The 26096-nt window shown below is 72.0% G+C and carries 24 protein-coding genes; 15 read left to right on the top strand and 9 right to left on the bottom strand.

Going from position 1 to position 26096, the window contains the following annotated elements; genetic code table 11:
* Positions 1-155 precede the first annotated feature (155 nt).
* The gene (locus tag ACFY0K_RS36445) at positions 156-1601 is read right to left on the bottom strand and encodes a glyceraldehyde-3-phosphate dehydrogenase (protein ID WP_351961413.1); all 1446 of its coding nucleotides are present in this window, start codon (positions 1599-1601) and stop codon (positions 156-158) included.
* 176 nt (positions 1602-1777) lie between these two features.
* Here ACFY0K_RS36445 and ACFY0K_RS36450 point away from each other — a divergent pair, with 176 nt between their 5' ends.
* Positions 1778-2971 carry a hypothetical protein gene (locus ACFY0K_RS36450; RefSeq protein ID WP_390643445.1) on the top strand — a complete coding sequence of 398 codons (1194 nt, stop codon included), beginning with the start codon at positions 1778-1780 and terminating at the stop codon, positions 2969-2971.
* 69 nt (positions 2972-3040) lie between these two features.
* On the opposite strand, the gene ACFY0K_RS36455 is transcribed toward ACFY0K_RS36450, so the two are convergent.
* Entirely contained in the window at positions 3041-3355 is a 315-nt protein-coding gene (locus tag ACFY0K_RS36455; protein ID WP_351961411.1) for a hypothetical protein, read from the bottom strand.
* A gap of 173 nt (positions 3356-3528) precedes the next feature.
* Entirely contained in the window at positions 3529-3717 is a 189-nt protein-coding gene (locus ACFY0K_RS36460; protein ID WP_382727406.1) for a hypothetical protein, read from the bottom strand.
* Between the two features lie 163 nt (positions 3718-3880).
* Here ACFY0K_RS36460 and ACFY0K_RS36465 point away from each other — a divergent pair, with 163 nt between their 5' ends.
* The 6 genes from ACFY0K_RS36465 to ACFY0K_RS36490 all read left to right on the top strand — a co-directional run bounded on the left by ACFY0K_RS36465 (position 3881) and on the right by ACFY0K_RS36490 (position 9699).
* A complete protein-coding gene (locus tag ACFY0K_RS36465) occupies positions 3881-5083 on the top strand; it encodes an exo-beta-N-acetylmuramidase NamZ domain-containing protein (protein WP_390643446.1) in 1203 nt (400 codons plus the stop codon).
* Positions 5084-5138: 55 nt separating this feature from the next.
* Positions 5139-6128: a GNAT family N-acetyltransferase gene (locus ACFY0K_RS36470; RefSeq protein WP_390643447.1), complete on the top strand. Its 990-nt coding sequence runs from the start codon at positions 5139-5141 to the stop codon at positions 6126-6128.
* On the top strand, positions 6125-7426 hold the full coding sequence (locus tag ACFY0K_RS36475) for an ABC transporter substrate-binding protein (protein ID WP_390643449.1): 1302 nt from the start codon (positions 6125-6127) through the stop codon (positions 7424-7426). Before ACFY0K_RS36470 ends, ACFY0K_RS36475 begins: the two co-directional genes overlap by 4 nt.
* Positions 7420-8382, top strand: a complete 963-nt coding sequence (locus ACFY0K_RS36480) for a carbohydrate ABC transporter permease (RefSeq protein WP_390643450.1) — start codon at positions 7420-7422, stop codon at positions 8380-8382. Before ACFY0K_RS36475 ends, ACFY0K_RS36480 begins: the two co-directional genes overlap by 7 nt.
* On the top strand, positions 8379-9248 hold the full coding sequence (locus ACFY0K_RS36485; protein ID WP_390643451.1) for a carbohydrate ABC transporter permease: 870 nt from the start codon (positions 8379-8381) through the stop codon (positions 9246-9248). The genes ACFY0K_RS36480 and ACFY0K_RS36485 overlap by 4 nt, the downstream gene beginning before the upstream one ends.
* A gap of 130 nt (positions 9249-9378) precedes the next feature.
* The gene (locus ACFY0K_RS36490) at positions 9379-9699 is read left to right on the top strand and encodes a hypothetical protein (RefSeq protein WP_390643452.1); all 321 of its coding nucleotides are present in this window, start codon (positions 9379-9381) and stop codon (positions 9697-9699) included.
* Positions 9700-9798: 99 nt separating this feature from the next.
* Here ACFY0K_RS36490 and ACFY0K_RS36495 read toward each other — a convergent pair whose 3' ends face one another.
* A complete protein-coding gene (locus tag ACFY0K_RS36495; RefSeq protein WP_390643453.1) occupies positions 9799-10404 on the bottom strand; it encodes a GPP34 family phosphoprotein in 606 nt (201 codons plus the stop codon).
* Positions 10405-10692: 288 nt separating this feature from the next.
* On the opposite strand from ACFY0K_RS36495, the gene ACFY0K_RS36500 reads away from it, so the two are divergent.
* Positions 10693-11547 carry a PaaX family transcriptional regulator C-terminal domain-containing protein gene (locus tag ACFY0K_RS36500; RefSeq protein ID WP_390643454.1) on the top strand — a complete coding sequence of 285 codons (855 nt, stop codon included), beginning with the start codon at positions 10693-10695 and terminating at the stop codon, positions 11545-11547.
* A gap of 38 nt (positions 11548-11585) precedes the next feature.
* Here ACFY0K_RS36500 and ACFY0K_RS36505 read toward each other — a convergent pair whose 3' ends face one another.
* Positions 11586-11999 carry a RidA family protein gene (locus ACFY0K_RS36505; protein WP_390643455.1) on the bottom strand — a complete coding sequence of 138 codons (414 nt, stop codon included), beginning with the start codon at positions 11997-11999 and terminating at the stop codon, positions 11586-11588.
* Positions 12000-12139: 140 nt separating this feature from the next.
* Here ACFY0K_RS36505 and ACFY0K_RS36510 point away from each other — a divergent pair, with 140 nt between their 5' ends.
* The 4 genes from ACFY0K_RS36510 to ACFY0K_RS36525 are packed head-to-tail and all read left to right on the top strand — an operon-like array spanning position 12140 to position 17694.
* Entirely contained in the window at positions 12140-12622 is a 483-nt protein-coding gene (locus ACFY0K_RS36510; RefSeq protein ID WP_390643456.1) for a cupin domain-containing protein, read from the top strand.
* Positions 12619-13545, top strand: a complete 927-nt coding sequence (locus tag ACFY0K_RS36515; RefSeq protein ID WP_390643457.1) for an acyl-CoA thioesterase — start codon at positions 12619-12621, stop codon at positions 13543-13545. Before ACFY0K_RS36510 ends, ACFY0K_RS36515 begins: the two co-directional genes overlap by 4 nt.
* 46 nt (positions 13546-13591) lie before the next feature.
* Positions 13592-15298 carry an AMP-binding protein gene (locus ACFY0K_RS36520; protein ID WP_390643458.1) on the top strand — a complete coding sequence of 569 codons (1707 nt, stop codon included), beginning with the start codon at positions 13592-13594 and terminating at the stop codon, positions 15296-15298.
* An 11-nt stretch (positions 15299-15309) separates the two neighbouring features.
* A complete protein-coding gene (locus tag ACFY0K_RS36525; protein WP_390643459.1) occupies positions 15310-17694 on the top strand; it encodes a bifunctional salicylyl-CoA 5-hydroxylase/oxidoreductase in 2385 nt (794 codons plus the stop codon).
* A gap of 2 nt (positions 17695-17696) precedes the next feature.
* Here the strand turns inward: ACFY0K_RS36525 and ACFY0K_RS36530 are convergent, their stop codons facing one another.
* Positions 17697-17879 carry a hypothetical protein gene (locus ACFY0K_RS36530; protein ID WP_390643460.1) on the bottom strand — a complete coding sequence of 61 codons (183 nt, stop codon included), beginning with the start codon at positions 17877-17879 and terminating at the stop codon, positions 17697-17699.
* Positions 17880-18531: 652 nt separating this feature from the next.
* Between ACFY0K_RS36530 and ACFY0K_RS36535 the strand changes: the two genes are divergently transcribed.
* The gene (locus ACFY0K_RS36535; protein WP_390643461.1) at positions 18532-19053 is read left to right on the top strand and encodes a transglycosylase SLT domain-containing protein; all 522 of its coding nucleotides are present in this window, start codon (positions 18532-18534) and stop codon (positions 19051-19053) included.
* Between the two features lie 193 nt (positions 19054-19246).
* Here ACFY0K_RS36535 and ACFY0K_RS36540 read toward each other — a convergent pair whose 3' ends face one another.
* Entirely contained in the window at positions 19247-20698 is a 1452-nt protein-coding gene (locus ACFY0K_RS36540) for a purine-cytosine permease family protein (protein ID WP_390643462.1), read from the bottom strand.
* 266 nt (positions 20699-20964) lie between these two features.
* Here ACFY0K_RS36540 and ACFY0K_RS36545 point away from each other — a divergent pair, with 266 nt between their 5' ends.
* Entirely contained in the window at positions 20965-21768 is an 804-nt protein-coding gene (locus ACFY0K_RS36545) for a serine hydrolase (RefSeq protein ID WP_390643463.1), read from the top strand.
* 97 nt (positions 21769-21865) lie between these two features.
* Positions 21866-23044 carry an AI-2E family transporter gene (locus ACFY0K_RS36550; RefSeq protein ID WP_390643464.1) on the top strand — a complete coding sequence of 393 codons (1179 nt, stop codon included), beginning with the start codon at positions 21866-21868 and terminating at the stop codon, positions 23042-23044.
* A gap of 15 nt (positions 23045-23059) precedes the next feature.
* On the opposite strand, the gene ACFY0K_RS36555 is transcribed toward ACFY0K_RS36550, so the two are convergent.
* Both ACFY0K_RS36555 and ACFY0K_RS36560 read right to left on the bottom strand, forming a co-directional pair.
* Positions 23060-25360: a nitrate- and nitrite sensing domain-containing protein gene (locus tag ACFY0K_RS36555; protein ID WP_390643465.1), complete on the bottom strand. Its 2301-nt coding sequence runs from the start codon at positions 25358-25360 to the stop codon at positions 23060-23062.
* A 314-nt stretch (positions 25361-25674) separates the two neighbouring features.
* Entirely contained in the window at positions 25675-26079 is a 405-nt protein-coding gene (locus tag ACFY0K_RS36560) for a nuclear transport factor 2 family protein (protein ID WP_390643466.1), read from the bottom strand.
* Between the last annotated feature and the right edge of the window lie 17 nt (positions 26080-26096).

Here is a 26096-nt window from a genome sequence, read left to right on the forward strand (position 1 = left end):
CCGGGTGATTCGAGTTGTTCGATATACGGAACAGAGTTCGTGAAGTCGGTTGTATCGATAAAAACCTGCCATCGGGCCGTGATCGCGTCAAGAGCGCGAGCAGCCCGGCCCCCTGTGTGTACTGGGGGCCGGGCTGCCGAAGGGGGAGAGGGGCGTCAGACCGCCGGGGACGGGAACGTCGGGTACTCCACGCCCGAGACGTGCTGGACGACCCGGACCACCTGGCAGGAGTAGCCGAACTCGTTGTCGTACCAGAGGTAGAGGATCGCGTTGTCGCCCTCCACCTTCAGCGCGCCGGCGTCGACGATCGACGCGTGGCGCGAGCCGATGAAGTCGCTGGAGACCGCGTCCGGGGCGGTGATGAAGTCGATCTGGCGCTTCAGCGGCGAGGTCAGCGACACCTCGCGGAGGTAGTCGAGGACCTCCGCGCGGGAGGCCTCGCGGGCCAGCTGGAGGTTGAGGATCGCGATCGACACGTCCGGCACCGGGACCCGGATCGAGCTTCCGGTGATGCGCGCCTTGAGGTCCGGCAGCGCCTTCGCCACGGCGGAGGCGGCACCCGTCTCGGTGATGACCATGTTGAGCGGCGCGGACCGGCCGCGGCGCTCGGACTTGTGGTAGTTGTCCAGCAGGTTCTGGTCGTTGGTGAACGAGTGCACCGTCTCGACGTGCCCGCGCAGCACCCCGTACTCGTCGGCCATGGCCTTCAGCGGCGGTACGATCGCGTTGGTCGTGCAGGAGGCGCAGGACAGGATCTGCTCGTCCGGCTTGACGGTGTCGTGGTTGACGCCGTGCACGATGTTCGGGACGTCGCCCTTGCCCGGCGCGGTCAGGACGACCTTCTCGATACCCGGGCGCAGGTGCTTGGACAGGCCCTCGCGGTCCCGCCACTTGCCCGTGTTGTCGATGAGGATCGCGTCCCGGATGCCGTACGCCGTGTAGTCGACCTGGGACGGGTCGTCCGCGTAGATCACCTTGATCTCGTTGCCGTTGGCGAGGATCGTGCTGTTCTCCTCGTCGACGGTGATCGTGCCCTGGAACTGGCCGTGGATCGAGTCGCGGCGCAGCAGCGAGGCGCGCTTGACGATGTCCTCGCCGCCGGCCCCGCGCACCACGATGGCCCGCAGCCGAAGGCCGTTGCCGGAGCCCGCCTTCTCGATCAGCAGCCGGGCCACCAGGCGGCCGATGCGGCCGAAGCCGTACAGGACGACGTCCCGCGGCTCGCGCTGTTCGATCTTGTTGGCGCCGGTGGCCCCGGCGACCGCCTCCGCGGTGAACGCCTCGACGCTCAGGCCCCGGTCGTCGGCCTTGTGGGTCGCGGCGAGCATGCCGATGTCGATCTGGGAGGGGCCGAGGTCCAGGGCGGTGAGCGCCCGCAGGAACGGCATCGTCTCGGTGACCGACAGCTCGGCACCGTCGATCTGGCGGGCGAAGCGGTGGGTCTTGAGGATGCTGACCACCGACTTGTTCACCAGGGAGCGGCTGTGGAGGAGGACCGTCACGTCCCGCTCCCGGTGCAGCTTCCCGATGAGCGGGATCATCGACTCCGCGATCTCCTCGCGGTTCTTCCAGTTGGTGAACGAGTCGTCGTTGACAGTCACAGACCTGAATCTCTCGATCGAGCTGGGTGGCGCTCATATGCTAAACCGCCCGGTGAATGATCGATCAAGGGGGTCCGGGTGTGATGCGGATCGCGAAGTTCTGAACCCCGGCGGAAGATCGTAAGAACCCTCCGTTCCGTGTTGCGCGGACGCGGGACGTTGCCGAAGGTCGGAGGGTGAGCACGTCCTCCGTCCCGCGGCCCGGTGCCGCCGCGCAGACCGGCCCCGCCCGGCCCGCACCCGGCCGCCGCGCCCCGTCCGGCCTGTTGCCGGCCCTCGTCCTGTTCACGGCCGTCCGGCTCGCCGGAGTCGTCGCCGTCGCCGTGGCGAACCACGCCTTGGGGCGCCCCCTGGTCGCGAACCTGGCCCATGCCTGGGACGCCCGCTGGTACCTGCACATCGCCGCCCACGGCTACGGCGACCTCATCCTGATCACCCGCAAGGGAGCCGTCCAGACCGACTGGGCGTTCTTCCCGCTCTACCCCGGGCTCGTCCACGCCGTGACGACGGTCCTGCCCCTGACCCCCGGCAAGGCCGCGCTGGCCGTCTCCTGGACCGCCGCCGTGGCGGCCGCGTGGGGCATCCACCGGATCGGCGACCACCTGTACGGCCGAGCCGTCGCCGCCGCGCTCGTCGTCCTGTGGGCCGTACTGCCCCAGTCGGTCGAACTCACCATCGCGTACACCGAGTCCCTCTTCTCGGCCCTCGCGGCCTGGTCCCTGTACTGCGTCCTCACGCGCCGCTGGCTGTGGGCCGGCTGCCTGGCCGCGCTGGCCGGGCTCTCCCGCCCCACCGGCTTCGCGGTCGCTGCCGCCGTCCTGGCCGCGGGTGCGCATGAAGTGGTACGGCGACGAGGCCGCGTGCCGCTTGCCCTGTGGGGCGGATGCCTGCTCGCCCCGCTCGGCTGGCTCGGCTACGTGCTGTGGGTCGGCCGGCGCACCGGCAACCTCCTGCACGGCTATTTCCACGTGCAGGCCGCCTGGAGTTCCCGCTTCGACTTCGGCGCGGGCTCACTCCGCTTCGTCAAGAGCCTGCTGCTGCACGGCGGCGGCTTCGTCTACGCGGCGGCCCTGGTGACCGTCGCCGCCGGAGTGCTGCTCTTCGGCCTGCTCTGCCTGGACCGGGCCCCGCTGGTCCTGCTGGTCTTCGCGGGCGTCCTGGTCCTGGTGGTCCTCGGCGGCTCGGGCTCCTTCTCCTCCAAGCCCCGCTTCCTGCTCCCCGCCTTCCCCCTCCTGATCCCGCTCGCCCGCGCCCTGGCCGGCAGCCGGCGTGTGCGTCCCGCCCAGACCGTCCTCGTCGTCGGCGCCCTCGCCGCGCTCTCGTGGCTGTTCGGGGCGTACGTGATGACGGTCGCCCGCGCGCCCCTGTGACGCCCGCACACGGACCGGTGGCGCCGGTCACCACGACGTGACCGGCGCCACCGGAGGGCGGAGCGGGGCCTACCGGGGGTTGAAGACCACGCTGGCGAAGCGGACGCTGCCGGAGGCCGAGCGGCCGGGGGCGATCCGGTGTTCGGTGCCCTTGCACTTCGCCTTGCTGTAGACGGCGAGCGTCTTCTTCGTGGCGTTCTGCGGTCCGCGCGCCTCCTGCGCCATGTCGAGGCACTTGCGGTCCGGCGGGTTCTGGATGGCGTACGCCTTGCCCTTCGGTCCCACCCAGACGAACGTCCCGTCGGCGGCGGACGCCGGTCCGACGGTGATGACGGTGAGGGCGAGCCCGCCGAGAGCGACGGCGAGCGGGCGGAGGAGACGCATGGTGAAGTCCTTCGGGAACGGCGAAAACGATGACGAACGGGGCCTCGGGTGCACCGAGGTCCGGCGCCATCACACACCGTCACCGCACCCGGATGTCCCAGCGACACGGCGACGTCCCACGTCCGGGGGACGCGCGTCGGCGTGTCGTGACGCCCGGTCCGGCCGCCGGGGGCTCACACGAACGCCATGACCAGGGCGACCGCGACGGTGAGCGCCGACAGCCCGACCATCGCGGTCCGCCACGCGAAGGACGGCGGCGGGGCCGGGGGAGCCGGGTCGGGGACGTCCTCGCCCAGGTGGGGACTGTCCAGCCAGTAGGCGTCCGACAGTTGGGCGAAGGGAGGGGTGTCACTGAGGCCCATGCCTGTTCCAACGTCCGCGACGCCCACGGGAGTCGGCGGAACCGGCGTCGTCACACCATCGGGGCAATCCGCTTCCCCGCGATTCCCTGCCGGAATTACGAGACATAAGAGTAAATTCCAGCCTATTGCTCGAGGGAGATCTCACCGGCGGACGGGGCAAGGGATGAGCACGGACGACCGCGGCACGGTGACGACCGGGATCGCACGTCTGCACGCGGCGCCCGCACTCGCCGGGCCCGGCCGCTTCGGGCTGGTGACCAACCACACCGGTGTCCTGCCGGACCTGCGCCCGGCCGCGCCCGCGCTGCTCGAAGCCGGCGCGCCCCTCGTGGCCCTGTTCGGCCCCGAACACGGACTGCACGGGACCGGCCAGGCCGGCGAGAGCGAGGCCGCCCGGACCGACCCCGGCACCGGCCTGCCGGTCCACGACACGTACCGGTGCGACGGCGAGCGGCTCGACAAGCTGCTCATCGACAGCGGCGTCGACGCCCTGGTGTACGACCTCCAGGACATCGGGGCCCGCTGCTACACCTACGTGTGGACCATGTTCGACCTGATGGTCTCGGCGGCCCGCACCGGCATCCGCTTCGTGGTCGCCGACCGGCCCAACCCGCTCGGCGGACTCGTCAGCGAGGGCCCGCTGCTCGACCCGGCGTGGGCCAGCTTCGTCGGACGCGCCCCCGTCCCCGTCCGGCACGGCCTCACCTGCGGCGAACTCGCCCGGCATCTCAACGCCTCGGCCGTGCCCCGAGCCGCCGGCCGCGCGGCCGACCTGACGGTGATCGAGGCCCTCGGCTGGCGGCGCGCCCTGGACGCCGCCGCCACCGGCCTGCCCTGGATCGCCCCCTCCCCGAACATGCCGACGCCCGCCACCGCCGCCGTGTACCCCGGCACCAGCCTCTTCGAGGGCACGAACCTCTCGGAGGGCCGGGGCACCACCCAGCCCTTCGAGATCGTCGGCGCCCCCTACCTCGACGCCCGGTTCGCGCCCGCCCTCGCCGAACTCGCCCTGCCCGGCGTGCACTTCCGCGACCTGCGGTTCGTGCCGGCCTTCCACGGACACGCCGGACGGCAGCTGCGCGGGGTCCAGCTCCACGTCACCGACCGCACGGCGTTCGCCCCCGTACGCACCGCCGTGGCGATGCTCGCCGTGCTCCGGCGGCTGTACCCGGACGACTTCGCCTGGCACACCACGGACACCGACGCCGGCGCCGAGGGGACCGGCCACCGGCACTTCGTCGACCTGCTGTGGGGATCCGACCGGCTGCGGCGCGCCGTCGACGCGGGCGACGACCCGCTGCCGCTGTGCGACCCGCCCGCCCCGCCCGGCCGGTGGGCCGGCGACGACGTGCTGCTCTACCCCTGAGACCCGCCGTTGCCTCCCCGGCAGCTGCCGCCCCGCTCGGAAGGACCCCCCGTCGATGACCGACCTCACGACTCGCACGCCGGCCACCCGGACCGCGACCCGCGGCTTTTGCGCGGGCGACGGACCGCAGGTCGTGGCGGCGTGGCGGCGGAGCGCGCCGGCCGACCCCGTCACCGCGGACCGGTTCCGCTCGCTGGTGCTGCTCGACCCCAACTTCGACCCGGAGGGGCTGCGGGTCGCCGTCGACGGCGAACGGGTCGTCGGCGCCGCCTACGCGGTGCGCCGGCTGACCCCGATGGCCGGCACGGACCTGGAACCGGAGCAGGGCTGGATCCCGTTCTTCTTCGTCGACCCGGACGCCCGCGGGCAGGGCCTCGGCCGCCGGCTGCTCACCGAGGCCCTCGACTGGCTGCACGGCCACGGCCGGACGCGGGTGGACTTCTCCTCGTACACCCCGAACTACGTCTTCCCGGGACTGGACGCCGAGGCCTACCCGGAGGCGGCGGGTCTCCTCGACTCCCTGGGATTTCGCACCCTGTACGAGGCGGCGGCGATGGACCGCGTCCTGGTCGGCTACCGCGTCCCGGACGAGGTCGCCCTCCGGGTGGGCGAGCTGACCGCGCGGGGTTACCGGTTCGGCACCCCGGCCGACGACGACCTGGTGGACCTCCTCGCCCTCGCCCAAAGCCACTTCGGGCCGGACTGGGCGGCCACGATCCGGGCGTGCCTGACCGCGGGCACCCCGCTCGACCGGATCGTCGTGGCCCGTGACCCCGGGGGCCGGATGGCCGGCTGGGCGATGCACGGAGCGTTCGACTCGGTGGACGAGCGGTTCGGGCCGATCGGCGTGCTGGAGGAGTTGCGCGGCACCGGACTCGGCGAAGTCCTGCTCCACCTGGTCCTGGAGCGGATGCGGGCGCTGCGCGCGCACTCCGCGTGGTTCCTGTGGACCGGCGCGCAGTCCCCGGCGGGGCACCTCTACCGCAAGAGCGGCTTCACCACGACCCGGGTGTTCAGGGTGCTGCGCAGGGAGGCCGCCCGGTGACACCGTCACTGAGCCGGCGCCACTTCGCGCTCGCGCTGCCCTCGGCGCTGCTGGTCTCCGGCTGCGCGGCCCCGCACCAGGGCACCGGACGGCCCGGCGACCCCGTCGTCCTCACCCTGCTCTCGCACTACGCGAGCGGGGAGCTCAAGAAGGCGCTCCAGAAACCGGTGGACGAGTGGAACGCCCTGCACGACCGGGTCAAGGTGCGGACGAAGGCCGTCGAGTTCACCGACCTGCTGACCACCTTCATGGTCCGGCAGGCGGCGGGCCAGGGCACGGACATCCTGCACCCGTACTGCCTGTGGAACGGCCAGCTCGTCCGCGCCGGGGTGCTGCGGCCCGCGCCGCCCGGGCACGCCGAGGAGATCGGCCGCGGCTACGGCGCCGCCGCGGCCGGCTCCGCATCGGTGGCGGGCAGGGTGTACGGCTACCCCACCGAGATGCAGACCTACGCCCTCTACTACAACAGGCGGCTGCTGCGCGAGGCCGGCGTCCACGGCCCGCCGCGCACCTGGCCGGAGCTGGAGGATGCCGCCTACCGGACCGCCCGGCAGGACCGGTACGGCAACACGCTGGTCCAGGGCTTCGGCCTGTCGGCCTTCGACGACTCCACGACCGTCGGCCAGACCCTCGCCCTGCTCAACGCCGCCGGCGGGCGGTTCGTCTCGGCCGACGGCAGGCGCACCGCCATCGACTCGCCGGCCGGCCGGACCGTCTTCGAGCTGGAGCGCCGCCTCGTCGACAGGGGCGCGAGCGCCCCCGGCGTCAACGTCTACCAGGCGTTCGCCTCCGGACAGGTCGCCATGGTGATCAGCGCCGGCTGGTGGACCGCCAACCTGAAGGCGCTGATGGGCCCGGCCTACCGCGACGTCGGTGTCGCTCCCGTGCCCCTCCCCGAGGCGGGCGGGAGACGCGCCACCCTCTCCACCGGCTTCATGCTCGGCGTCAACACCGCCAGCCGGCACCCGGACGAGGCCTGGGAGTTCCTGCGCTGGCTCAACACCGAGAAAGTGCGGGGTACCACCCGGATGAGCGCGCTGCAGGCGTCCGTCGGCTCCCTGACCGGCCGCGCCGACGACATGCGCAGGCTGCTCGGCGCGGGCGGCGACCCGAACCTGCGTCCGTTCCTGGACGCGCTGGCGTACGCCGTACCCGAACCGAACGTGCCCGGCGCGCAGCAGGCCAAGTCGCTGCTGCGCAAGAACATCGAGGCCCTGTGGACCGGTCAGCAGACGGTCGACGAGGCCCTGCGCGCCACCCGCCGCCAGGTCGACCAGGAGGTGACGCGGTCATGGTGAACGCCACCCTGGCACCGGAGCCCACCGAACGGGCGACGCACGGCGGGTCCACCGCCGTCGGACTCCGCATCCAGGCCCGCAACCGGCGCCGCCAGGCCGTCGTCGCCTACCTCTTCCTGGCACCGACGCTGCTGTTCTACGCCGTCTTCCTCGCCCTGCCGCTCGGCTTCGCGGTGCTCCTCTCGACGTCCCGCTGGGCCGGGTTCGACCTCGGCGACATCCACCCGGTGGGCCTGGACAACTTCGCCGGCCTGTTCGCCGACGGCTCGGCGTTCCTGACGCCGATCCTCACCAACACGCTGCTCTTCGCCCTGGGCACCGTGGCCCTCGCACTCGCCGGCTCGGTGCTCGTCGCCACCTGCATCGACAAGCTGCGGTTCCAGGGGCTGTGGCGCACCCTGTACTTCCTGCCGATCGTCACGACCGTCGTCGCCGTCGGCAACGTCTGGAAGTACATGTACCAGCCGGGCGGTCTCGTCAACGGTGTCCTCAACGCCGCCGGGCTCGGCTCGGTGGCGTTCCTCCAGGACCCGGACACCGCACTGCCCGCGGTGGTGGTCGTCCAGGCCTGGGCCTCCGTCGGCTCGGCGATCCTCGTCCTGACCGCCGGGCTGAAGTCGGTCCCCGAGTCGTACTACGAGGCCGCCGCGCTCGACGGGGCCGGGCCGGCGACCGTCTTCTGGCGGATCACGCTGCCGCTGCTGCGGCCGTCCCTGCTGTTCGTGTGCGTCACCCAGTTCCTCACCGGCCTGCAGTCCTTCGCGCTGATCATCGTGATGACCAAGGGCGGCCCCGGGGACGCCACCGACGTGGCCGCCCTCGAGATGTACCGGCAGGCCTTCTCCTACGGCGACTGGGGCACCGCGAGCGCCGCCGCCTTCGTGCTGTTCGCGGTGGTCCTCGCGGTCACGCTGGTCCAGCTCTGGCTCTTCCGGCGCACGGGGGAGGACGCGTGATCCGCCGCCGTTTCCCGTGGCTGTCGTACCTGCTGGTGGTGACCGGCGCGGTGCTCACCGTGGTGCCGTTCGCCGACATGCTGATGACGTCCTTCAAGGGACCGGACGAGGCGGGCACGCTGCCCTACCGGTTCCTGCCGAAGGCGTTCGACCTGTCCAACTACCGGGCGGCGATCCACCAGCTCGACCTGCCGGTGCTCTTCCGCAACAGCGTCGTCGCCACCGCCACGATCACCGGCTCGGTGCTGCTCACGTCGTCGCTCGCGGGCTACGCGCTCGCCAAACTCCGCTTCCCCGGCCGGGACTTCGTCTTCCGGCTGGTGCTGTCGACGATGATGTTCCCGCCGTTCCTCTTCTTCATCCCGCACTTCCTGATCCTGGTGCACTGGCCGCTGGCCGGCGGCAACGACCTCCTCGGGCGCGGTGGCGCGGGACTGACCGTCAGCATCCTGGCCCTTGCCATGCCGTTCCTCGTCAGCAGTTTCGGGATCTTCCTGACGCGCCAGTTCGTGGTCGCCCTCCCGGACGAGGTCCTGGAGGCCGCGCGCATCGACGGGGCGGGCGAGTTCGCCGTGTGGTGGCGGATCGTCGTCCCGCAGACCAAGCCGGTCCTGGTCACCCTCGGCCTGCTGACCTTCGTCGACGCCTGGAACGAGTACATCTGGGCCCTGCTCGTCTCCACCGCCGACCCGGACGTGATGACCCTGCCCGTCGGCATCCAGTTCCTCCAGGACTACGTCGACCCGACGCGGACCCTGCCCATCGTCATGGCCGGCCTGGTCCTGAGCGTCCTGCCGGTCCTTGTTCTGTTCCTGCTGCTGCAGAAGTACTACATCAGGGGCGTCATGCTCAGCGGCCTCAAGTGAGGCTGGGCGATCTGCCGGGTCCCCGTGCGCGCGTCGGTGCGTCGGTCGCGGCGGTCAGCGTCGGACGGCCCATCGGCACCGCCTTCACGGTGACGCCGTCGGTCAGCAGGATCCAGCCCGCGTCCCGGGCGTGAGTCCGGGACCAGTCGCGGTCCCTGTCGATGGTGCGGCGCTTCGCGGATCTGATCGCCTTCGGCGTCGTCGAAGTGACCTGCTCCGCTTCCGGGCGCTACGACGGCAGGCCGACCGGGCGGCGCGGGACGGGCAGCCGGGCGCCGCCACCGAGCTGTTCGGGGCCGTCCGCCGCCCGGACGGTCAGGTCCAGATCACCGTCGGCGGCTGGCCCGTCCACCGCTTCTCGGGCGACAGCAAGCCGGGCGACCTGAACGGCCAGGGGCTCGACGGCAAGTGGTTCGCGGTCGCACCGACCGGCCAGAAGGCCGCCCAGTGACGGCCAAAACGGTGCCGGCACGACGGTAGGCCGCCCGGGCGAGGCGCCCGGGCGGCGGTGCTCACGGGCGCCCCGGGCGCCGCCGCACGGCAGCCACCGTCACAGGCCGCGCCAGACGTTGTCGAACGCCGCGTCCTCGATCTCCCTGCGCTGGCGTACGGCGGCCAGTTCCGTCACGGCGTCGTCCACGGCGGCCACCACCGTCACGATCGGGTCGGAGACCGAACTCGCGAGGTCCTTGGCCGCCTCGTCCCGGATCCCCACCGCGGCCGCCAGGGCGGCGAGCACGGGCTCGCCCGACGCCCACCGCTCGTGCGCCCGCGCCCGCTCGGGCGAGTCGGCGGCCTCCGTCCGCCCGGTCGGCAGCGGCAGCCAGCGCCGCCGCTGCTGGGCGACGGTCCCGTCCGCCTCCAGGGCGTCCAGGTAGGCGGCGCCCAGGCCGCGCCCCCGCCGCCACAGCCAGTCCTCGACCGACTCGTACGGTGTCTCCCGCCGCAGCGCCGCCGCCGCCTCCCCGAGGAGCCGGTCGGCCGTCGTGCCCGCCGGAGCGGGCACGATGAGCTCGCCGTCGAGCGTGACCGCCCCGGCGTCGAAGAGATCGACCAGTTCGGCTCCCGCGAGCGCCAGCGAGAGGTCACCCTGCTCGACGGGCCGCGCGGCGGCGTCGTACACGGTGACGAGGAACAGGTCCCGGGGTGTGGTCATGACGGACTCCCCAACAGAGACGGCGAAGGCACCAGAGGTATCTGAAGCACTAGAGGTACCAGAGGTACCGAGAGGTGTCAGGGACAACGACGGCGCCGCCGCATTCGATGCCCGGTCGGACGCCGCCGCCCGTGCCGTACCGCCGGCCTGTGCCCTCGGCAGGCGCCCCGCGGCACGACATGCGGGGCCGGGCCCCGTGGCAGTGATCCGCGGCGCCGCTGCGGCTCCCGTACGCGCGGTAGGCTGCTGCGCGATCGGAAGGGTGACTCCGGCCGGAGGTGGGTGGGCATGACAGCACACGTCGAGCCGTCGTCCGCCGTCGGCGCGGGCGGCCGGGACAGCCGGCTGGGCCCGTTGATCATCACCCTGTTCGCGCTGTACGCGCGCGGGGAGCACAACTGGCTCTCCGTCGCCTCCGTGATACGCCTGATGGCCGACCTCGGCGTGGAGGGGCAGGCCGTGCGCTCGGCGGTCTCCCGGCTGAAGCGGCGCGGGGTGCTGCGCGGGGAGCGCCACGAGGGTGCCGCCGGGTACGCCGTCTCCGACCGCACGCTGGAGGTCCTCGAAGACGGTGACGTGCGGATCTTCGAGCGGAACCGGGCCGCGGCCGGCGACGGCTGGCTCGTCGTCGTGTTCTCCGTGCCCGAGTCCGAGCGCGACAAGCGCCACGCCCTGCGCACCGCCCTGACCCGCCTCGGCTTCGGCACCGCGGCCCCCGGCGTGTGGGTGGCGCCCGGCATCCTGGCCGACGAGACCCGCCGCACCCTGCAACGCCTCGCGCTGACGCCGTACGTGGACATCTTCACCGGTGACCACTTCGCCTTCGGTGACCTGTCCGCGAAGGTCCGCGAGTGGTGGGACCTCGACGAGCTCACCGCGCTGTACGCCGACTTCCTGGAGCGGTACCGGCCGGTGCGCGAGCGCGCAACGGCGGGCGCGGTCCCGGTCCGGGAGGCGTTCGGGATCTACCTGCCGATGCTCACCGAGTGGCGCAGGCTCCCGTACCGCGATCCCGGGCTGCCGCTGTCCCTGCTGCCGCCGGACTGGATGGGGGAAACCGCCGGCGCGCTCTTCGAGGAACTGGACCAGACCCTGCGGGAGCCCGCCCGCGCCCACGCCCTGGCGCTCATACACGCCCGCTAGGGCACCCGGCACCCGACATCCCGGACCCGGTCCAGGACCTACGGCCTGACCAGCCGGTCCTCCGGGATCACCGCCACACCGAGGATCTCGATCATCGCCTCCGGCTGCCACAGCGCGGTGCAGCCGATGCCGGCCATCGCCGGGTACACCGGCCCCGCCAGCTCCCGCCACACCTTGCCGATCTCCTTGCCGTGGGCCTGGTAGTCGGGGATGTCGGTGAGGTAGATGGTCACGCTCACCAGGTCCTCGGGCTCGCCCCCGGCCGCCCGCAGGGTGGTCATCACATTGCCGAACGCCTGGCGGAACTGCTCGACGATCCCACCCGGAACGATCTTCATGTCGGCGTCCAGCGCGGTCTGACCGCCCAGGTACAGCGTGTTCCCGGCGAGGGTTCCGTGCGAGTAGCCGCTCGGGGCGGGCAGCGCGGGCGGGTTCACGGCGACGGGAGTCATCGGGCCTCCGGTTCGGTGGTGTCCGGCGCCGGCCGCACGGCCGGTCGTATTGACAATAAATGACGACCGTGAAAAATACGAGATAGAGCGCGCGGTCCGGTTCCGGACCCCGGCGAGCCCACGGAAACGGAGTCGATTCCATGGAGCCTGACCTCGGCAAGTACCGGCTCGAGGGCGACAACGCGATGTACCGGCTGCCCAGCGGCATCGTCGCCCCGGTCGTGACCCGGGCCGGCCAGGAGGACGCCAACACCGCCGACTCGGGCGGCGCCGTCCGCGTGTCGGGCGTCAGCGCCCGGCACACCCCGGCGCGCCGCCTGTGGTACGGCAAGGTCAGCAACGAACCGGGCTACCGCTCGGTCTCCCACCACCACGGCGAGGCCGAGACCGGCGGCTACGTCCTGTCCGGGCGGGCCCGGATCTACTTCGGCGAGAAGTTCGAGGACTACCTCGACATGGCGGAGGGCGACTGGGTCTTCGTCCCGCCGTTCATGCCGCACGTCGAGTGCAACCTGTCCAGGACCAAGCCGCTGGTGTGGATGACCACCCGGACCCCGGAGAACATCGTGGTGAACCTGCCCGACGTGGCCGACACCGACCTGCGCGACTGGCTGAACCGGTGACCGCCGCCCCGGCCGGGCCGGCCGGCGAGGCCGCCCCCACCTCCGCGATCGTCACGGCCGCCCTCACCCTCAAGCCCGCCCCGCCCGAGCACTTCGACCTCGCCTTCACCGCCACCACCCAGCCCTGCCCCTGGCCCAAGGCCTACGGCGGCGACCTCGTCGCCCAGGCCGCCGCCGCGGCGATGCGCTCGGTGACCGACGGCAAGACCCTGCACTCCATGCACAGCTACTTCCTGCGCCCGGCCGACATCGGCGCCGAGGTCCGCTACGAGGTCGAGGTGCTGCGCGACGGACGCGGCTACAGCACCCGCCAGGTGCGCGGCTACCAGAACGGCAAGGTCCTCTACGTCTGCCTCGCCAACTTCGCGGCAGGGGAGCCCGGTTCGGCCTTCCAGGCCGAGTTCCCCGCGGACGTACCCGACCCGGAGTCCCTGCCCGGCACGGCGGAGTACCTCGCCGAGCGCACCGGCGGCACCATGACCGACGGCTCCAAGGCCTACTGGAGCGGCGGCCGCGGCTTCGACATGCGCCACCTGCCCGGCCCCGTCTACCTCACCGTCGACGGCGCACGACTGCCCCACCAGGCCGTCTGGGTACGGCCGTTCGACGCGCTCCGCCCCGTCGAGGGACTCACCGACGCCCAGCGCGACCTCGCCGCGCTCGCCTACGTCTGCGACTACACCATCCTCGAACCCGTCCTGCGCGTCCTCGGCCTCGCCTGGGCCGACCCCGGCCTGGTCACCGCCAGCCTCGACCACGCGATGTGGTTCCACCGCCCCGCACCGGTCGGCGACTGGCTGCTCTACGCCCAGGAAGCGGAGGCCGCCGAGGCCGGCCGCGGGCTGGGCAGCGGCCGCTTCTTCACCCGCGACCACCGCCACCTGGCCACCGTGGTCCAGGAGGGCATGATCCGCCCCGCCTGAACCGCCCGCCGTACACGACCGGCGGGCTCCCGGAAGGAACCCCGCGTTGGCTCTTCCGCTCTCACCCACCTCGCACCTGGACACCTTCGCCAGGGACCACCTGCCGCCCGCCGGACAGTGGCCCACCATCGAGTTCACCACGCCCGAACTGGCCTACCCGGACCGGCTCAACGCGGCCGGCGAACTCATCGACGCGGCCGTCGAGCGGTACGGCCCCGACCGCCCCGCCCTGCGCACCCCGGCCGGGGAGCTGTGGACGTACGGCGAACTGCGCACCCGCGCCAGCCAGGTCGCCCAGGTCCTCACCGAGGACCTCGGCCTGGTGCCGGGCCGGCGCGTCCTGCTGCGCGCTCCCAACACCCCCTGGACGGTGGCCTGCTGGCTCGGCGTCCTGAAGGCGGGCGGGGTGGTGGTCACCACGATGGCCGCGCTGCGCGCCCGCGAGATCGTCCCGATCGCCGACCGCACCCGGCCCGCGCTCGCCCTCGTGGACCACCGCTGCACCGACGAGCTCCGCGACGCACTGCCCGGCCTGACGGTGGTCGAGTACGGCGGAACCGGCGACGGCGACCTGCTGGCCCGGTGCGCGGCGAAATCGGGCGAGTTCACGAACGTCGACACCGCTGCCGACGACGTGGCGCTCCTCGGCCCGACCTCGGGCAGCACCGGCGTCCCCAAGATCACCATGCACTTCCACCGGGACATCCTGTCCATCGACAACACCTTCGGACGGCACGTCCTGCGGCTGCGGCCGGACGACCTGGTCGCCTGCACCGCGCCGTTCGCCTTCACCTTCGGCCTCGGCATGCTCGTCGTCTTCCCGCTGCGGGCCGGCGCCTGCGCCCTGCTCACGGAGACGGCGACCCCGCCCCAGCTCGCCGACCTCGTCGAGAAGCACGGCGTCACCGTCCTCGCCACCGCCCCCACCGCCTGGAAGGCGATCCTGCGCGACGGCAGAGAGGACCAGCTGAGCCGGCTGCGCACCGGGGTCTCGGCCGGCGAACACATACCACTGACCACCTGGGAGCAGCTGCGCGACCGCATCGGGCTGAAGGTGATCGACGGCATCGGCGCGACCGAGCTGCTGCACATCTTCATCTCGGCCGCCGGCGACGACATCAGGCCCGGCGCCACGGGCCGCCCGGTGCCCGGTTACCGGGCCGCCGTCCTCGGTCTCGACGGCGAGGAGCTCGGCCCGGGGGAGCCGGGGCGGCTCGGCGTCATCGGCCCGGTGGGCTGCCGTTATCTCGACGACAAGCGGCAGCGGGACTACGTCGTGGGCGGCTGGAACGTCACCGGCGACATCTTCCACCGCGACGAGGACGGTTACTTCCACTACCACGCGCGCAGCGACAACATGATCGTCTCCTCCGGGTACAACATCGGCGGACCCGAGGTGGAAGCGGCCGTCGACACCCACCCCGACGTCGTCGAGTCGGCGGTGGTGGCCAGGCCCGACCCGGAGCGCGGCTCGGTGGTGTGCGCCTTCGTCGTGCTGCGCGAGGGCGTCACCGGGGACGCGGCGAAGGCCAGGGAGATCCAGGACCACGTCAAGCAGGTCCTGGCGCCCTACAAGTACCCGCGGGACGTGCGCTTCCGCGACACCCTGCCGCGCAACACCAGCGGCAAGCTCCAGCGGTTCGCGCTCCGCCGGATCATCGAACAGGAGCAGGCAGCCGTGCAGGAGCAGGCCGTCGAACAAGAGCAGGCCGTCGAACAGAAGCAGGCCGCCGAGCCGGTCGCCGAGCAGTGAGAGGAACTCCGGTGAAAATCGCGATCATCGGCGGTGGCCCGGGCGGCCTCTACCTCGCGGCGTTGCTGAAGCAGCTGGACCCCGCCCACGAGATCACCGTGTGGGAACGCAACGCCCCCGACGACACGTTCGGCTTCGGCGTGGTCTTCTCCGACGAGACGCTCGGCGGCATCGAGAACGCCGACACCGTCTTCGCCGAGGCCATGGCCCGCCGCTTCGCCCGCTGGACGGACATCGACATCCACTACCGGGGCGAGAGCCACACCGTCGGCGGCCAGGGCTTCGCCGCCATGAGCCGCAAGGAACTCCTGCGCCTCCTCCAGGAGCGCTGCCGCGACCTGGGCGTCGCCCTGCACTTCCGCACCCTCGCGCCGGAGGTCGCCGAGCTGCGTGCCTCGCACGACCTCGTCGTCGGCGCGGACGGCGTCAACTCCGGCGTGCGCACGGCCCATGCGGACGCCTTCGGCCCCTCCCTGGACCGCCGGCACAGCAAGTACATGTGGCTCGGCACGGACCGGGTCTTCGAGGCCTTCCAGTTCTTCGTCAAGGAGACGGAGTGGGGGGTGATGCAGGTGCACGGCTACCCCTACTCCGACGCCGGCTCTACGTTCATCGTGGAGATGCACGAGGACGTCTGGCGCCGGGCGGGCTTCGACGCCACCGAGGACACGGTGTTCGCGCCGGGCGCGTCCGACGAACAGGCGGTGGCCCGGCTCCGTGAGCTGTTCGCCGCCGAACTCGACGGCCACCGGGTGTTCGCCAACAACTCCAAGTGGCTGAACTTCACGACCGTGCGCAACGAGCGGTGGCACCACGGGAACCTGGTCCTGATCGGCGACGCCGCCCACACCGCGCACTTCTCCATCGGCTCCGGCACCAAACTGGCCATGGAGGACGCCCTCGCCCTCGCCGCCTGCCTGCACGAACACCCGAAAACGGACGGCGCGTTGAGTGCCTACGAGAGCGAGCGGCGACCGGTGGTGGAGTCCACCCAGCGGGCCGCGCAGGCCTCGCTCGAGTGGTTCGAGAACATCGGCATGTACGCCCGCCAGGAACCCACCCAGTTCTGCTTCAACCTCCTCACCCGCTCCCGCCGCATCACCTACGACAACCTGCGCACCCGCGACGCCGGGTTCGCCGACCGCGTCGACACCGCCTTCGCCGCGGCACAGGGCCTGAGCGGCCGGGCTCCCGCCATGTTCCGGCCGTTCCGCATCGGCCGACTGGAGCTGAAGAACCGGGTGATCGTCTCCCCGATGGACATGTACTCCGCCGTCGACGGGGTACCGGGCGACTTCCACCTCGTCCACCTCGGCTCGAAGGCCATGGGCGGGGCCGGCCTGGTGATGACCGAGATGGTCTGCGTCTCACCCGAGGGCCGGATCACCCCCGGCTGCACCGGCCTGTGGAACGACACACAGCGCGACTCCTGGAGCCGCGTCGTGGACTTCGTGCACACGAACAGCACCGCGCGCATCGGCCTCCAGCTCGGCCACTCCGGCCGCAAGGGCTCCACCCGCCTGATGTGGGAGGGCATGGACGAACCGCTTCCGGTCGGCAACTGGGAGACCGCCGGCCCCTCCCCGCTGCCCTACGGCCCCGGCTCACCCACCCCGCGCGAACTCACCCGCGCCGACCTGGACCGGATCAGGGACGAGTTCACGGCGGCCGCCCGGCGCGGCGCGGACGCCGGCTTCGACCTCCTCGAACTCCACTGCGCCCACGGCTACCTGCTCTCCTCGTTCCTCTCGCCGGTCGCCAACCACCGCACCGACGAGTTCGGCGGCCCGCTGGAGAACCGGCTCCGCTTCCCGCTGGAGGTCTTCGACGCCGTCCGGGCCGCCTGGCCCGCGGACCGCCCGGTGATCGTTCGGATCTCCGCCACCGACTGGATGCCGGACGGCAACACCGAGCACGACGCGGTAGAGATCGCCCGCGCCTTCGTCGCCCACGGCGCCGACGCCATCGACGTCTCCACCGGGCAGGTCACCAAGGACGAGAAGCCCGCCTACGGCCGCTCGTACCAGACCCCTTTCGCCGACCGCATCCGGCACGAGGTCGCCGCCGCCACCGGAGCGGCCGTCATCGCCGTCGGTGCCATCGCCTCCTACGACGACGTGAACTCCATCCTCCTCGCCGGCCGCGCCGACCTGTGCGCCCTCGGCCGAACCCACCTGTACGACCCGCACTGGACCCTGCACGCGGCCGCCGAGCAGGAGTACACGGGAGCGGCCGCCGAGTGGCCGGTGCAGTTCCGGGCCGGCCGGCGCAAACCGCCCACCGCACGCACCGACGCCGTCCGCCCCCGCCTGTCACTGCTGCGGGCCGGGCAGGACGGGGAGAGCGTCCACCTGCGGTGGAAGCCCGCCGGGGAGGAGCTGCCGGCGGTGCGCTGACGTCAGGCGGTGCCCGTCGTACGGCTCCCGTGCCGCCGCGAGCGGCAGGGTGACGGTGAACCGGGTGTGCCGCCGGGCGCGCCGGCCACCTCGACGCGGCCGCCGTGCGCCTGGGTGATCGCCGCCGCGACGGCCGGCCCGAGACCCGCCCCGCCCGCGGCACCGGGGGCGACCAGTCCCGTCATCCGCGCCGACCGGCCGCAGACCCAGCGCGGCGCCAGGCCGGCTCCGATGCGATCTTCCGGGCTTCCACGCCCGCCCCGGAGCGGCGCAGCAGCGCGCGCAGTCGGAGCGTCACCTCCTCCATGGAGAAGGGCTTCACCACGTGGTCGTCGGCGCCGGCCCGCCGCGCCGACGGCGACCGAGAGCAGTTCGGTGAGCTCGGGCTCGTCGTCGATCAGCACCCGGATCGCGCCCGGCTTCGGTGTGGGGGTGACAGGCGTGGGCGGATGCTCTCGCGGCGGCCTGTTCGTGGCCTGCGGAGGGCGCCGGGTCCGTGCCGCGGACCCCGCGAAAGGGCCCCGGATGCGTGACACCCCCCATAGGAGCCAGATCACATCCTATCGCGCGTCGTAGGTACGGAACGCCCTGAACTGCCCAGAAGGCATATATAAGCGACATTCCGGCCATTGTTTCCTAAGTGGGGTAGTACGTCACATGATTGCCACCCGCTCCGGCTGCCGCTAACCATTGCTCTCGTCGCCGGGAGACGGGCGACGGGCCGAGCGGAACCCCGCCGGACCCGCCCACCTCCCGCCGGTAGTACGGGCTCCGCCCACCGCCGCCGCGCACCGCGGCCGGCGCCGACGCCGTCCCAGACCGGAGAGTTGCTTACACATGACCACGATCAACCGCACCCGCATCGCCCGCCTGCGCACCCTCGGCCTGACCGGCCTCGCCACCACGGGTGCCGCGGCCGCCGCCCTCACCCTGATGCCGGCGAACGCACAGGCTGCCGAGATGACGCAGGCGCACGCCTCGACCGCGGTCACGGCCTCCTCCGGCGACAGCCGCACCGCCTCCCAGAAGGGCGGCTACGGCAACAACCTGGACGGCTGGATCAAGCAGTCCCTGCAGATCATGAAGTCCAAGGGCATCCCGGGCAGCTACGACGGCCTCAAGCGCAACATCATGCGTGAGTCCGGCGGCAACCCGAGCGCCCAGAACAACTGGGACGTCAACGCCAAGAAGGGCACCCCCTCCAAGGGCCTGCTCCAGGTCATCGACCCCACCTTCAACGCGTACCACGTGTCCGGCACGGCCCACAGCGTCACCGACCCGGTGGCCAACATCACCGCCGCCGCCAACTACGCCGCGCACCGGTACGGCTCCATCGACAACGTCAACTCCGCGTACTGACCTGGGACCCACCAGCTGGTCCGCCTCCGCGTCCCGATCGAGCCCGGCGGGCAACCGGCCCGCCGCCAAGGCCCGTTCGAGCAGGACGAGGTCGCGGTGGCGCTGGGCCGCCAGGCAGCGGGAACGGAACCCACGGGCGAACGCCGGAGCGTGACCTCCATGGCGTCGTCCACGGCGAAGGCGACGACGGCCCCTACGGCTCGCGGTGCTCGTGTGCCGCCTGCTCCAGTGCGGCGGCCTCCGCCTCGGCGATGCGGGTCTCCGCCTCCACGTCGATCGAGCGGGTCAGCCACCAGTACAGCAGCGCCGACACCGGCAGCCCGACGAACAGGGAGATGTCGGCGCCGTCGAGGGCCTTCGCGGCGGGACCGACATAGAGGGTGCCGACCGAGAAGAACGGGATCATGACGGCGAACCCGACCAGGTACGAGATGATCCCCTGCCAGCCCCAGCGGCCGTAGATGCCGTTCGGCTTGAAGATCTCGGCGATCGCGTAGTGGCCCCGGCGCACCACGTAGTAGTCCATCAGGTTCACGGACGTCCACGGGATGAACAGGTAGAGCACCAGCAGCAGGAAGTTGTTGAAGTTCGTCAGGAAGTTCGACGTCGCCGCCAGTGCACCGATCAGGGAGAGCGCCGCGGTCACCAGGAGGGTGACCAGACGCACGCCCAGGGTCGGCCGCACCCGCTTGAACGAGTCGATGGCGCTGATCAGGGTCAGGGAACCGCCGTACATGTTCAGCGCGGTGACCGAGATCAGGCCCAGTGCGGAGAACAGCAGCACGATCGCGCCGAAGCCGTCGAAGACCTTGTCACCCGCGGCGTTGATCGACCGGATGGTGTCGAAGCCGGCGCCCGCCCAGCCGGCCAGCAGCGTCCCGAGCACCATCAGCCAGATGCCGCCTAGCGCCGAACCGAAGTAGGTCCAGTAGAACGTCTTGCGCACGGTGACGTCCGGCGGCAGGTAGCGCGAGTAGTCCGAGACGTAGATGGCCCAGCTGATCTGGTAGCCGGCGACCACGCCGAACTGCGCCAGGAACGGGGTGGCCTTGAAGGCGCCGAGGTCGAAGGAGCCCGCTGGGTAGTGCAGCGTGACCAGGACCCCGACGGTGAAGATCCCGAAGACGACCAGGAACGTGTAGGTCAGGAACCGCTCGGCCTTGTGGATGACGTCGTACCCCACCAGCGCCACGACCAGTCCGATCGCCGTGACCACGACCACCCACAGCTTCACCCCACCGTGGATCGTGGTGTTCAGGGCCTGAGCGGCCAGGATGGTGTTGAACACGTTGAAGCCCGCGTACTGCACGTACGCGAACAGCCACACCAGCAGCGCCCCGACGTAGCCGAACTGCGGGCGGGACTGGATCATCTGCGGCAGTCCCAGCTGCGGCCCCTGCGCCGAGTGGAACGCCATGAAGAACGTGCCGATCAGCGTGCCCGCGACGATCGCCAGCAGCGACCAGATCAGATTGCCGCCCTCCGTGATGCTGATCAGCCCCACGGCCAGGGTGGCGATCTGCGCGTTGGACATGAACCACAGCGGACCCAGGTGCCAGAGCTTGCCGTGCCGCTCGTCCAGCGGCACGTAGTCGATGGACCGGACCTCCAGACCGCTCACCCGCGGTTCCGCCGATGTGCTCATGGCACCTCCCAGGGACCAGGCCCGTCACTCTGACCTCATTCTTCCCCCGGACCGACACCGATGAGGCATGCGGAATTCACGTTCCGTACAGCGGAAGGTCCGCCCGCGTGAGGGGCTGTCGCCCTGCTCACAGACAGGCCCTGTTGCCCTCCTCACAATCAGCCCGAAACCGGTCCTTTCGTGGCGGCGGTCATGTCGCAGGTCGGGCATTTTGTCTACGTTCGCAGCTCTGTGTCCCTCCGACCCGAACTGCGAAGGTTCCCGCCATGCTCAACCGAACCCTGTCCGTCGTGGCCACGGCGGTGACCCTGCTCGCCGGAGCCGCGCCGGCGGCCATGGCGGCCGAGGCCGGATCCGGCACCACCGCCTTCCGTACCGCCGTCCAGGCGCCGGACACGGCCCGGGTGACCGCCGCCGTCCTCGACCTCGACCGCACCGGCGGGGAACCCGCCGTCTACGGCGACGACACGCCGTACGACACGGCGAGCATCGTCAAGGTCGACATCCTCGCCGCCATGCTCCTGCACGCTCGGGACCACCGGCGCGACCTCACCGCACGGGAGAACGCCGAGGCGCAGGTGATGATCCGCAACAGCGACAACACCGCCGCCACCGCCCTGTGGCGGGCCATCGGCGAGGCCTCCGGCCTGGCGTCGGCCAACAAACGGCTCGGACTCACCTCCACCCAGGGCGGCCCCGGCGGCCTCTGGGGGCTCACCCGGACCACCGCGACCGATCAGATACGACTGCTCGGCGCGATCTTCGGCACCGGAGCCACCCCCCTGGACACGGCGTCCCGCAACCGCATCGGCACCCTGATGACCGAGATCTCCGCCGGCCAGTCCTGGGGCGTCTCCGCCGCCGCCGACTCGGGGTGGGCGCTGAAGAACGGCTGGCTCATGCGCACCACGACCGGCCGGTGGGACATCAACAGCATCGGGCGCGTCACGAACGGCGGCCACCACTACCTCGTCGCGGTCCTCTCCAACGGGAACGCGTCCATGCCGGACGGCGTGAACCTGGTGGAACGAGCCGTCCGCACCGCCGTCTCCGAGACGGCGGCCCGCTGACCCCCGGCTGACCCCCTTGGCCCACCGCAGCCCGCCCGCCGCCCGAAATGCCCCTAACGTGCATGAGAGGTGACGGAGTCCGGCAACGGGAGGCACGGTGGCGGGTGCGGGCGGGCCGGCGGCCGGGCGGGGCCGTGCGCGCCGGGGCCGCGGTGCGGCACCGGACGGCCGGACCGCACCCGCGATCCGGATCCCGAAACGGGCCCGCGGCGCACGCGGCGCCGCCCCCGCCGGGGCGGTCGTCGTCCCCGCCGTGCGGATCGCCGCCGCCTACGCCTGGCGCCTCATCGTGGTCGGCATCGTCGTCTACGGCGTCTTCGTCGTCCTCGGCCGCTTCCAGCTGATCGCCGTCGCCGTCTTCCTGGCCCTCGTCATCACCTCGGTGCTGCGCCCGCTCGCCGACCTGCTGGCCCGGTGGCTCCCCAGGCCGCTGTCCGTGGCGGTGAGCCTGGTCGGCAGCATCTGCCTGTTCCTCGGCCTGCTGGCACTGGTGGGCAACGCGGTCGCGCAGGAGTCGTCGACGCTGGCCGACGAGTTCCGCGGCGGCATCCACCGCATCGAGGTCTGGCTGCAGCGCCCGCCCTTCCGGCTCGGCCCGGGCGCCCTGTCCCACCTCCAGCAGCAGATCGTCGACTACATCCAGGCCCACCGCTCCAACCTGGCGAGCAGGGCGCTCAGCGGCTTCGGCACCCTCGTCGAACTGGTCACCGGCGGCGCGCTGGCGCTCTTCACCTCCGTCTTCTTCATCCACTCCGGCGAACGGCTGTGGGCCTGGACGAGCAGCCAACTGCTGCCCGCCGGTGCCCGCGACGCCTGGGACCGGGCGGGGCACGCGGCCTGGCGGACGTTCGCCGGATACACCCGCGGCATCATCATCGTGGCCGCCGTCAACGCCGTCCTCGTCGGCATCGCCCTGCTCATCCTGCGGGTGCCGCTCGCGCTGCCGCTCACCCTGCTGGAGTTCTTCGCCGCGTTCGTCCCGCTGGTCGGCTCACCGGTCGCGCTGAGCGTCGCCACGGTGGTGGCGCTGGCCGGGCGGGGCCCGGTCACCGCCGCCGCCGTCCTCGTGCTCATCGTCGTCATCGGCCAGCTGGAGGGACATGTGCTGCATCCGCTGGTGATGAGCTGGGCGGTGCGGCTGCACCCCCTCGTCGTAGCCGTGTCCGTCATCGCGGGCAGCATCGTCGCGGGGGTGATCGGCGCCGTCGTGGCCGTGCCGTTCATCTCCGTCGTCTGGGCGGTGGTGCGGGCCCTGCGCCCGGTACCGCCGCCCTGACCCGGTGCCGGGGGCTCAGCCCTCCTCGGCGGGGCGACGGCCGCGCTTCGCCGGGCGCCGGGGACGACCGGACGGCGCGGCGCGTCCGGCGGGCTCGGGACCGGCGGAAGCCGATGTGCCCGCGGTGGCGGCGGGGGCTCCGGCCGCGGCACGCAGGGTGGTGGTGGACGCGCCGGAGGCCGCCGCGGGGCCGGGTGCCGGCCGGCCGTCGTCCCACGCCTCGTGCGCGCCGAACGGATCCGCCGGGCCGTCCGCGAGCAGCGCGGCGAGACCGGGCGTCGCCTGTGCCCTGACGGCCGCGAGCGCCAGCGTGTCGGCGTCGGACTCGCCGCTGCGCCAGGTGACCGTGCCCGGGAGCATGACGAGGGAGGTCGTGCCGGACTCTTCGGCGGCCGGCCGCAGCTGGACCCGGATGCCGTGCCGGTCGGCGAGCCTGCCCACCACGAACAGGCCCATGTGCTGGTAGACGCCGGCGTCGGCGGTGGGCGGGTTCGCCAGCTTGTGGTTGATCAGCGCGAAGTCCTCGGGCCGCAGGCCGATGCCCTGGTCGTGGATCTCGACCATGATCCGGGTGTCCGGCAGCCGGTTCGCCGTGACCCGGACCGTCGAGCGCGGCGAGGAGAACGAGGTGGCGTTCTCCAGCAGTTCCGCGAGCAGATGCACCAGGTCGGTGACGGCGCGGCCATGGACCTCGGCCTCCGGGACGCCCGCGAGCTCGATCCGCTCGTACTGCTCCACCTCGGCGGCCGCGGCCCGGATGACGTCGACCAGGGGGAGCGGGTGGTCCCACTGCTGGGTGGGGCGCTCGCCGCCCAGGACCAGCAGGTTCTCGCCGTTGCGGCGCACCCGCGTGGCCAGGTGGTCCAGCCTGAACAGGTTCGCCAGCTGCTCGGGGTCGGCCTCGCGCTCCTCCAGGTCGGTGATCAGGGCGAGCTGGCGCTCGATCAGCGACTGGTTGCGTCGGGAGAGGTTGGTGAAGATGGTGTTGACGTTGCCGCGCAGCAGGGCCTGTTCGGCGGCCAGCCGGACCGCCTCGCGGTGCACGTGGTCGAAGGCGCGGGCGACCTCGCCGATCTCGTCGGTGGTGGTGATCGGGATCGGCGCGACCCTGGTGTCCACCTGGCCGGGCACGGCCTGCGACAACTGGGTGATCACCGCAGGCAGCCGCTGCTCGGCGATCTCCATCGCCGAGGCGCTGAGCCTGCGCATGCCGCGGCTCATCGAGCGGGCCACCCAGGCGGCGAGGAGCACGGCCGCGAGTACGGCGCCGAGCACGACGGAGCCGTTGGTGATCGCGTCCCGCCTGGCGTCGGAGGCGACGCTCCGGGCACCGGCGAGGGCGGTGTCGGTGAGATGCACCTCGATGCCCCGGTAGGCGTCGAAGGCGAGCGCGGACGCGGCGAAGAACGACTCGGGCGTGATCCCCTCGGCGGCCAGCTGTTCGGTCGTCTTCCCGCCGGCGATCTCGCTGATCATCTTCGACAGGGCCGGCGGCGTCTCGAAGGCCTGCCCGGCCGCCTCGGCCTTCCGGGCGGCCTCGGCCGTCTGCCGCGCCCCCTTCTGCTGCGCGTCCGCCAGCGCCGCCCGCAGCCGGGCCATGTCCCCGGCGGTGCCGGCGCCCGCGTACTCCTGGAGGCCCACCTGCTCCAGATAGGCGTAGGAGCTGAACGAGCCCAGCTGGTTCTGCAGTTCACCCCCGGCGAGCGCGTCGCGGTCCTCGACCAGCAGGTGCGTACCGATACTGCGGACCAGCGACTCCGCCGCCTGGGTGAGGGAGATGGCGTACAGGGTGCGCCCGAAGCTCGCCTGGTTGTTGCTGCCGAAGCCCAGTTCGTTCGAGAGCTCCATCAGCGGGTGCTGGACGGCGTGGTAGCTCTCCTCCGTCTGCACCCCGGACGACCTGGCCGTGAACGCGTTGGCCCGCACCGCCGCCAGCTGTTTCTCGCCCGCCCGTACCAGTTCGATCCGCCGGGTGAGGCCCGCGGTCCGCGGCGCCCGGGCCACGGCCGCGTCGAACGCCTTGGCGTCGGCGTCGGTGACCTTGCGGGCGGCCACCACGGCGGGCGCGTCCCGCCTGCCCTGCAGGAGGGGGATGACCGACACGTCGCGCTCGTTGATCGCGTCACTGGCGTAGGCGTTCGCCGCCTGCACCAACTCCGCGACGTGCACCGCGTCGTCGGCGTCGCGCAGCGTGTCGATCGAGTGCTTCACCCGGACGCCGCCGAGGCCGAGGGCGACGAGTACGGGGATGAGCAGAATGGCCTGGAGGCGTCTTGCGACGCGCCAATTGCCGGTCAGAGGTCTTGACTTGGGCAAGATCGTCCCATTTCACAACAGGGATGGCGTGCAGGGCTGTGCGCAGCCCGACGTTCTGTGGCCAATTTCTAACACCCGGCGATCTGGATCGACCGGTGTTTGAGTGAAGCGGTTTCTCCGAAATGGTGCAAAGCTCAATCAAAACCATCGGTGGTCAACGCACGTACCACCAGGCGGGTGACCTGCGTGTGGTGACCCGTTCCGCGGACTGGACAGACAGCGCTTGCCGCGTGGCTGCCGGGCGCCGTCGTGCGCAACCACAGCGCGCGGATCCCGGCGCCCACCCATCGGGAAGCGGCGCTGCCGACGGGGGGTCAGGCCGGGCTCGACTGCGGGTTGGTGAACATGGGATTCCCCGCCACCGTGTCCCGGGCGTCGACCTCGCTCTGCAGGACGTCCCAGTGCTCGACCACCAGGCCGTCCTCGAAACGGAAGATGTCGACCCCGAGGAGCGGCTTGCCGGGACCGCCCGAGTACCGGCCGTGCACCATGACCAGGTCGCCCTCGGCGATGATCGCGCCCGGCTCGTAGCGGGTGTCCTCGGGCAGCCCGGCGATGAACCCACGCAGTCCCGCCTTGGCCGGCGGGATGAAGGGGTTGTGCTGGACGTAGTCCGGGTGCACGTACCGGTCCAGCGAGGCGAAGTCCTTGGAACCGAACGCAGTCGTCAGGAACTCCAGGACGACGGCCTTGTTCCGCTCGGTGCGGCTCTCGGGCATCGCGATCACTCCGTGGG

The organism is Streptomyces sp. NPDC001507, from assembly GCF_042894765.1.
GTDB lineage: Bacteria > Actinomycetota > Actinomycetes > Streptomycetales > Streptomycetaceae > Streptomyces.

Excerpts from the sequence above, each read along its gene's own strand:
- ACFY0K_RS36455 (WP_351961411.1), bottom strand. The coding sequence starts at position 3,355 with ATGCGTCTCCTCCGCCCGCTCGCCGTCGCTCTCGGCGGGCTCGCCCTC.
- ACFY0K_RS36460 (WP_382727406.1), bottom strand. The coding sequence starts at position 3,717 with ATGGGCCTCAGTGACACCCCTCCCTTCGCCCAACTGTCGGACGCCTAC.
- ACFY0K_RS36465 (WP_390643446.1), top strand. The coding sequence starts at position 3,881 with ATGAGCACGGACGACCGCGGCACGGTGACGACCGGGATCGCACGTCTG.
- ACFY0K_RS36470 (WP_390643447.1), top strand. The coding sequence starts at position 5,139 with ATGACCGACCTCACGACTCGCACGCCGGCCACCCGGACCGCGACCCGC.
- ACFY0K_RS36480 (WP_390643450.1), top strand. The coding sequence starts at position 7,420 with ATGGTGAACGCCACCCTGGCACCGGAGCCCACCGAACGGGCGACGCAC.
- ACFY0K_RS36495 (WP_390643453.1), bottom strand. The coding sequence starts at position 10,404 with ATGACCACACCCCGGGACCTGTTCCTCGTCACCGTGTACGACGCCGCC.
- ACFY0K_RS36500 (WP_390643454.1), top strand. The coding sequence starts at position 10,693 with ATGACAGCACACGTCGAGCCGTCGTCCGCCGTCGGCGCGGGCGGCCGG.
- ACFY0K_RS36505 (WP_390643455.1), bottom strand. The coding sequence starts at position 11,999 with ATGACTCCCGTCGCCGTGAACCCGCCCGCGCTGCCCGCCCCGAGCGGC.
- ACFY0K_RS36510 (WP_390643456.1), top strand. The coding sequence starts at position 12,140 with ATGGAGCCTGACCTCGGCAAGTACCGGCTCGAGGGCGACAACGCGATG.
- ACFY0K_RS36530 (WP_390643460.1), bottom strand. The coding sequence starts at position 17,879 with ATGACGGGACTGGTCGCCCCCGGTGCCGCGGGCGGGGCGGGTCTCGGG.
- ACFY0K_RS36535 (WP_390643461.1), top strand. The coding sequence starts at position 18,532 with ATGACCACGATCAACCGCACCCGCATCGCCCGCCTGCGCACCCTCGGC.
- ACFY0K_RS36540 (WP_390643462.1), bottom strand. The coding sequence starts at position 20,698 with ATGAGCACATCGGCGGAACCGCGGGTGAGCGGTCTGGAGGTCCGGTCC.
- ACFY0K_RS36545 (WP_390643463.1), top strand. The coding sequence starts at position 20,965 with ATGCTCAACCGAACCCTGTCCGTCGTGGCCACGGCGGTGACCCTGCTC.
- ACFY0K_RS36560 (WP_390643466.1), bottom strand. The coding sequence starts at position 26,079 with ATGCCCGAGAGCCGCACCGAGCGGAACAAGGCCGTCGTCCTGGAGTTC.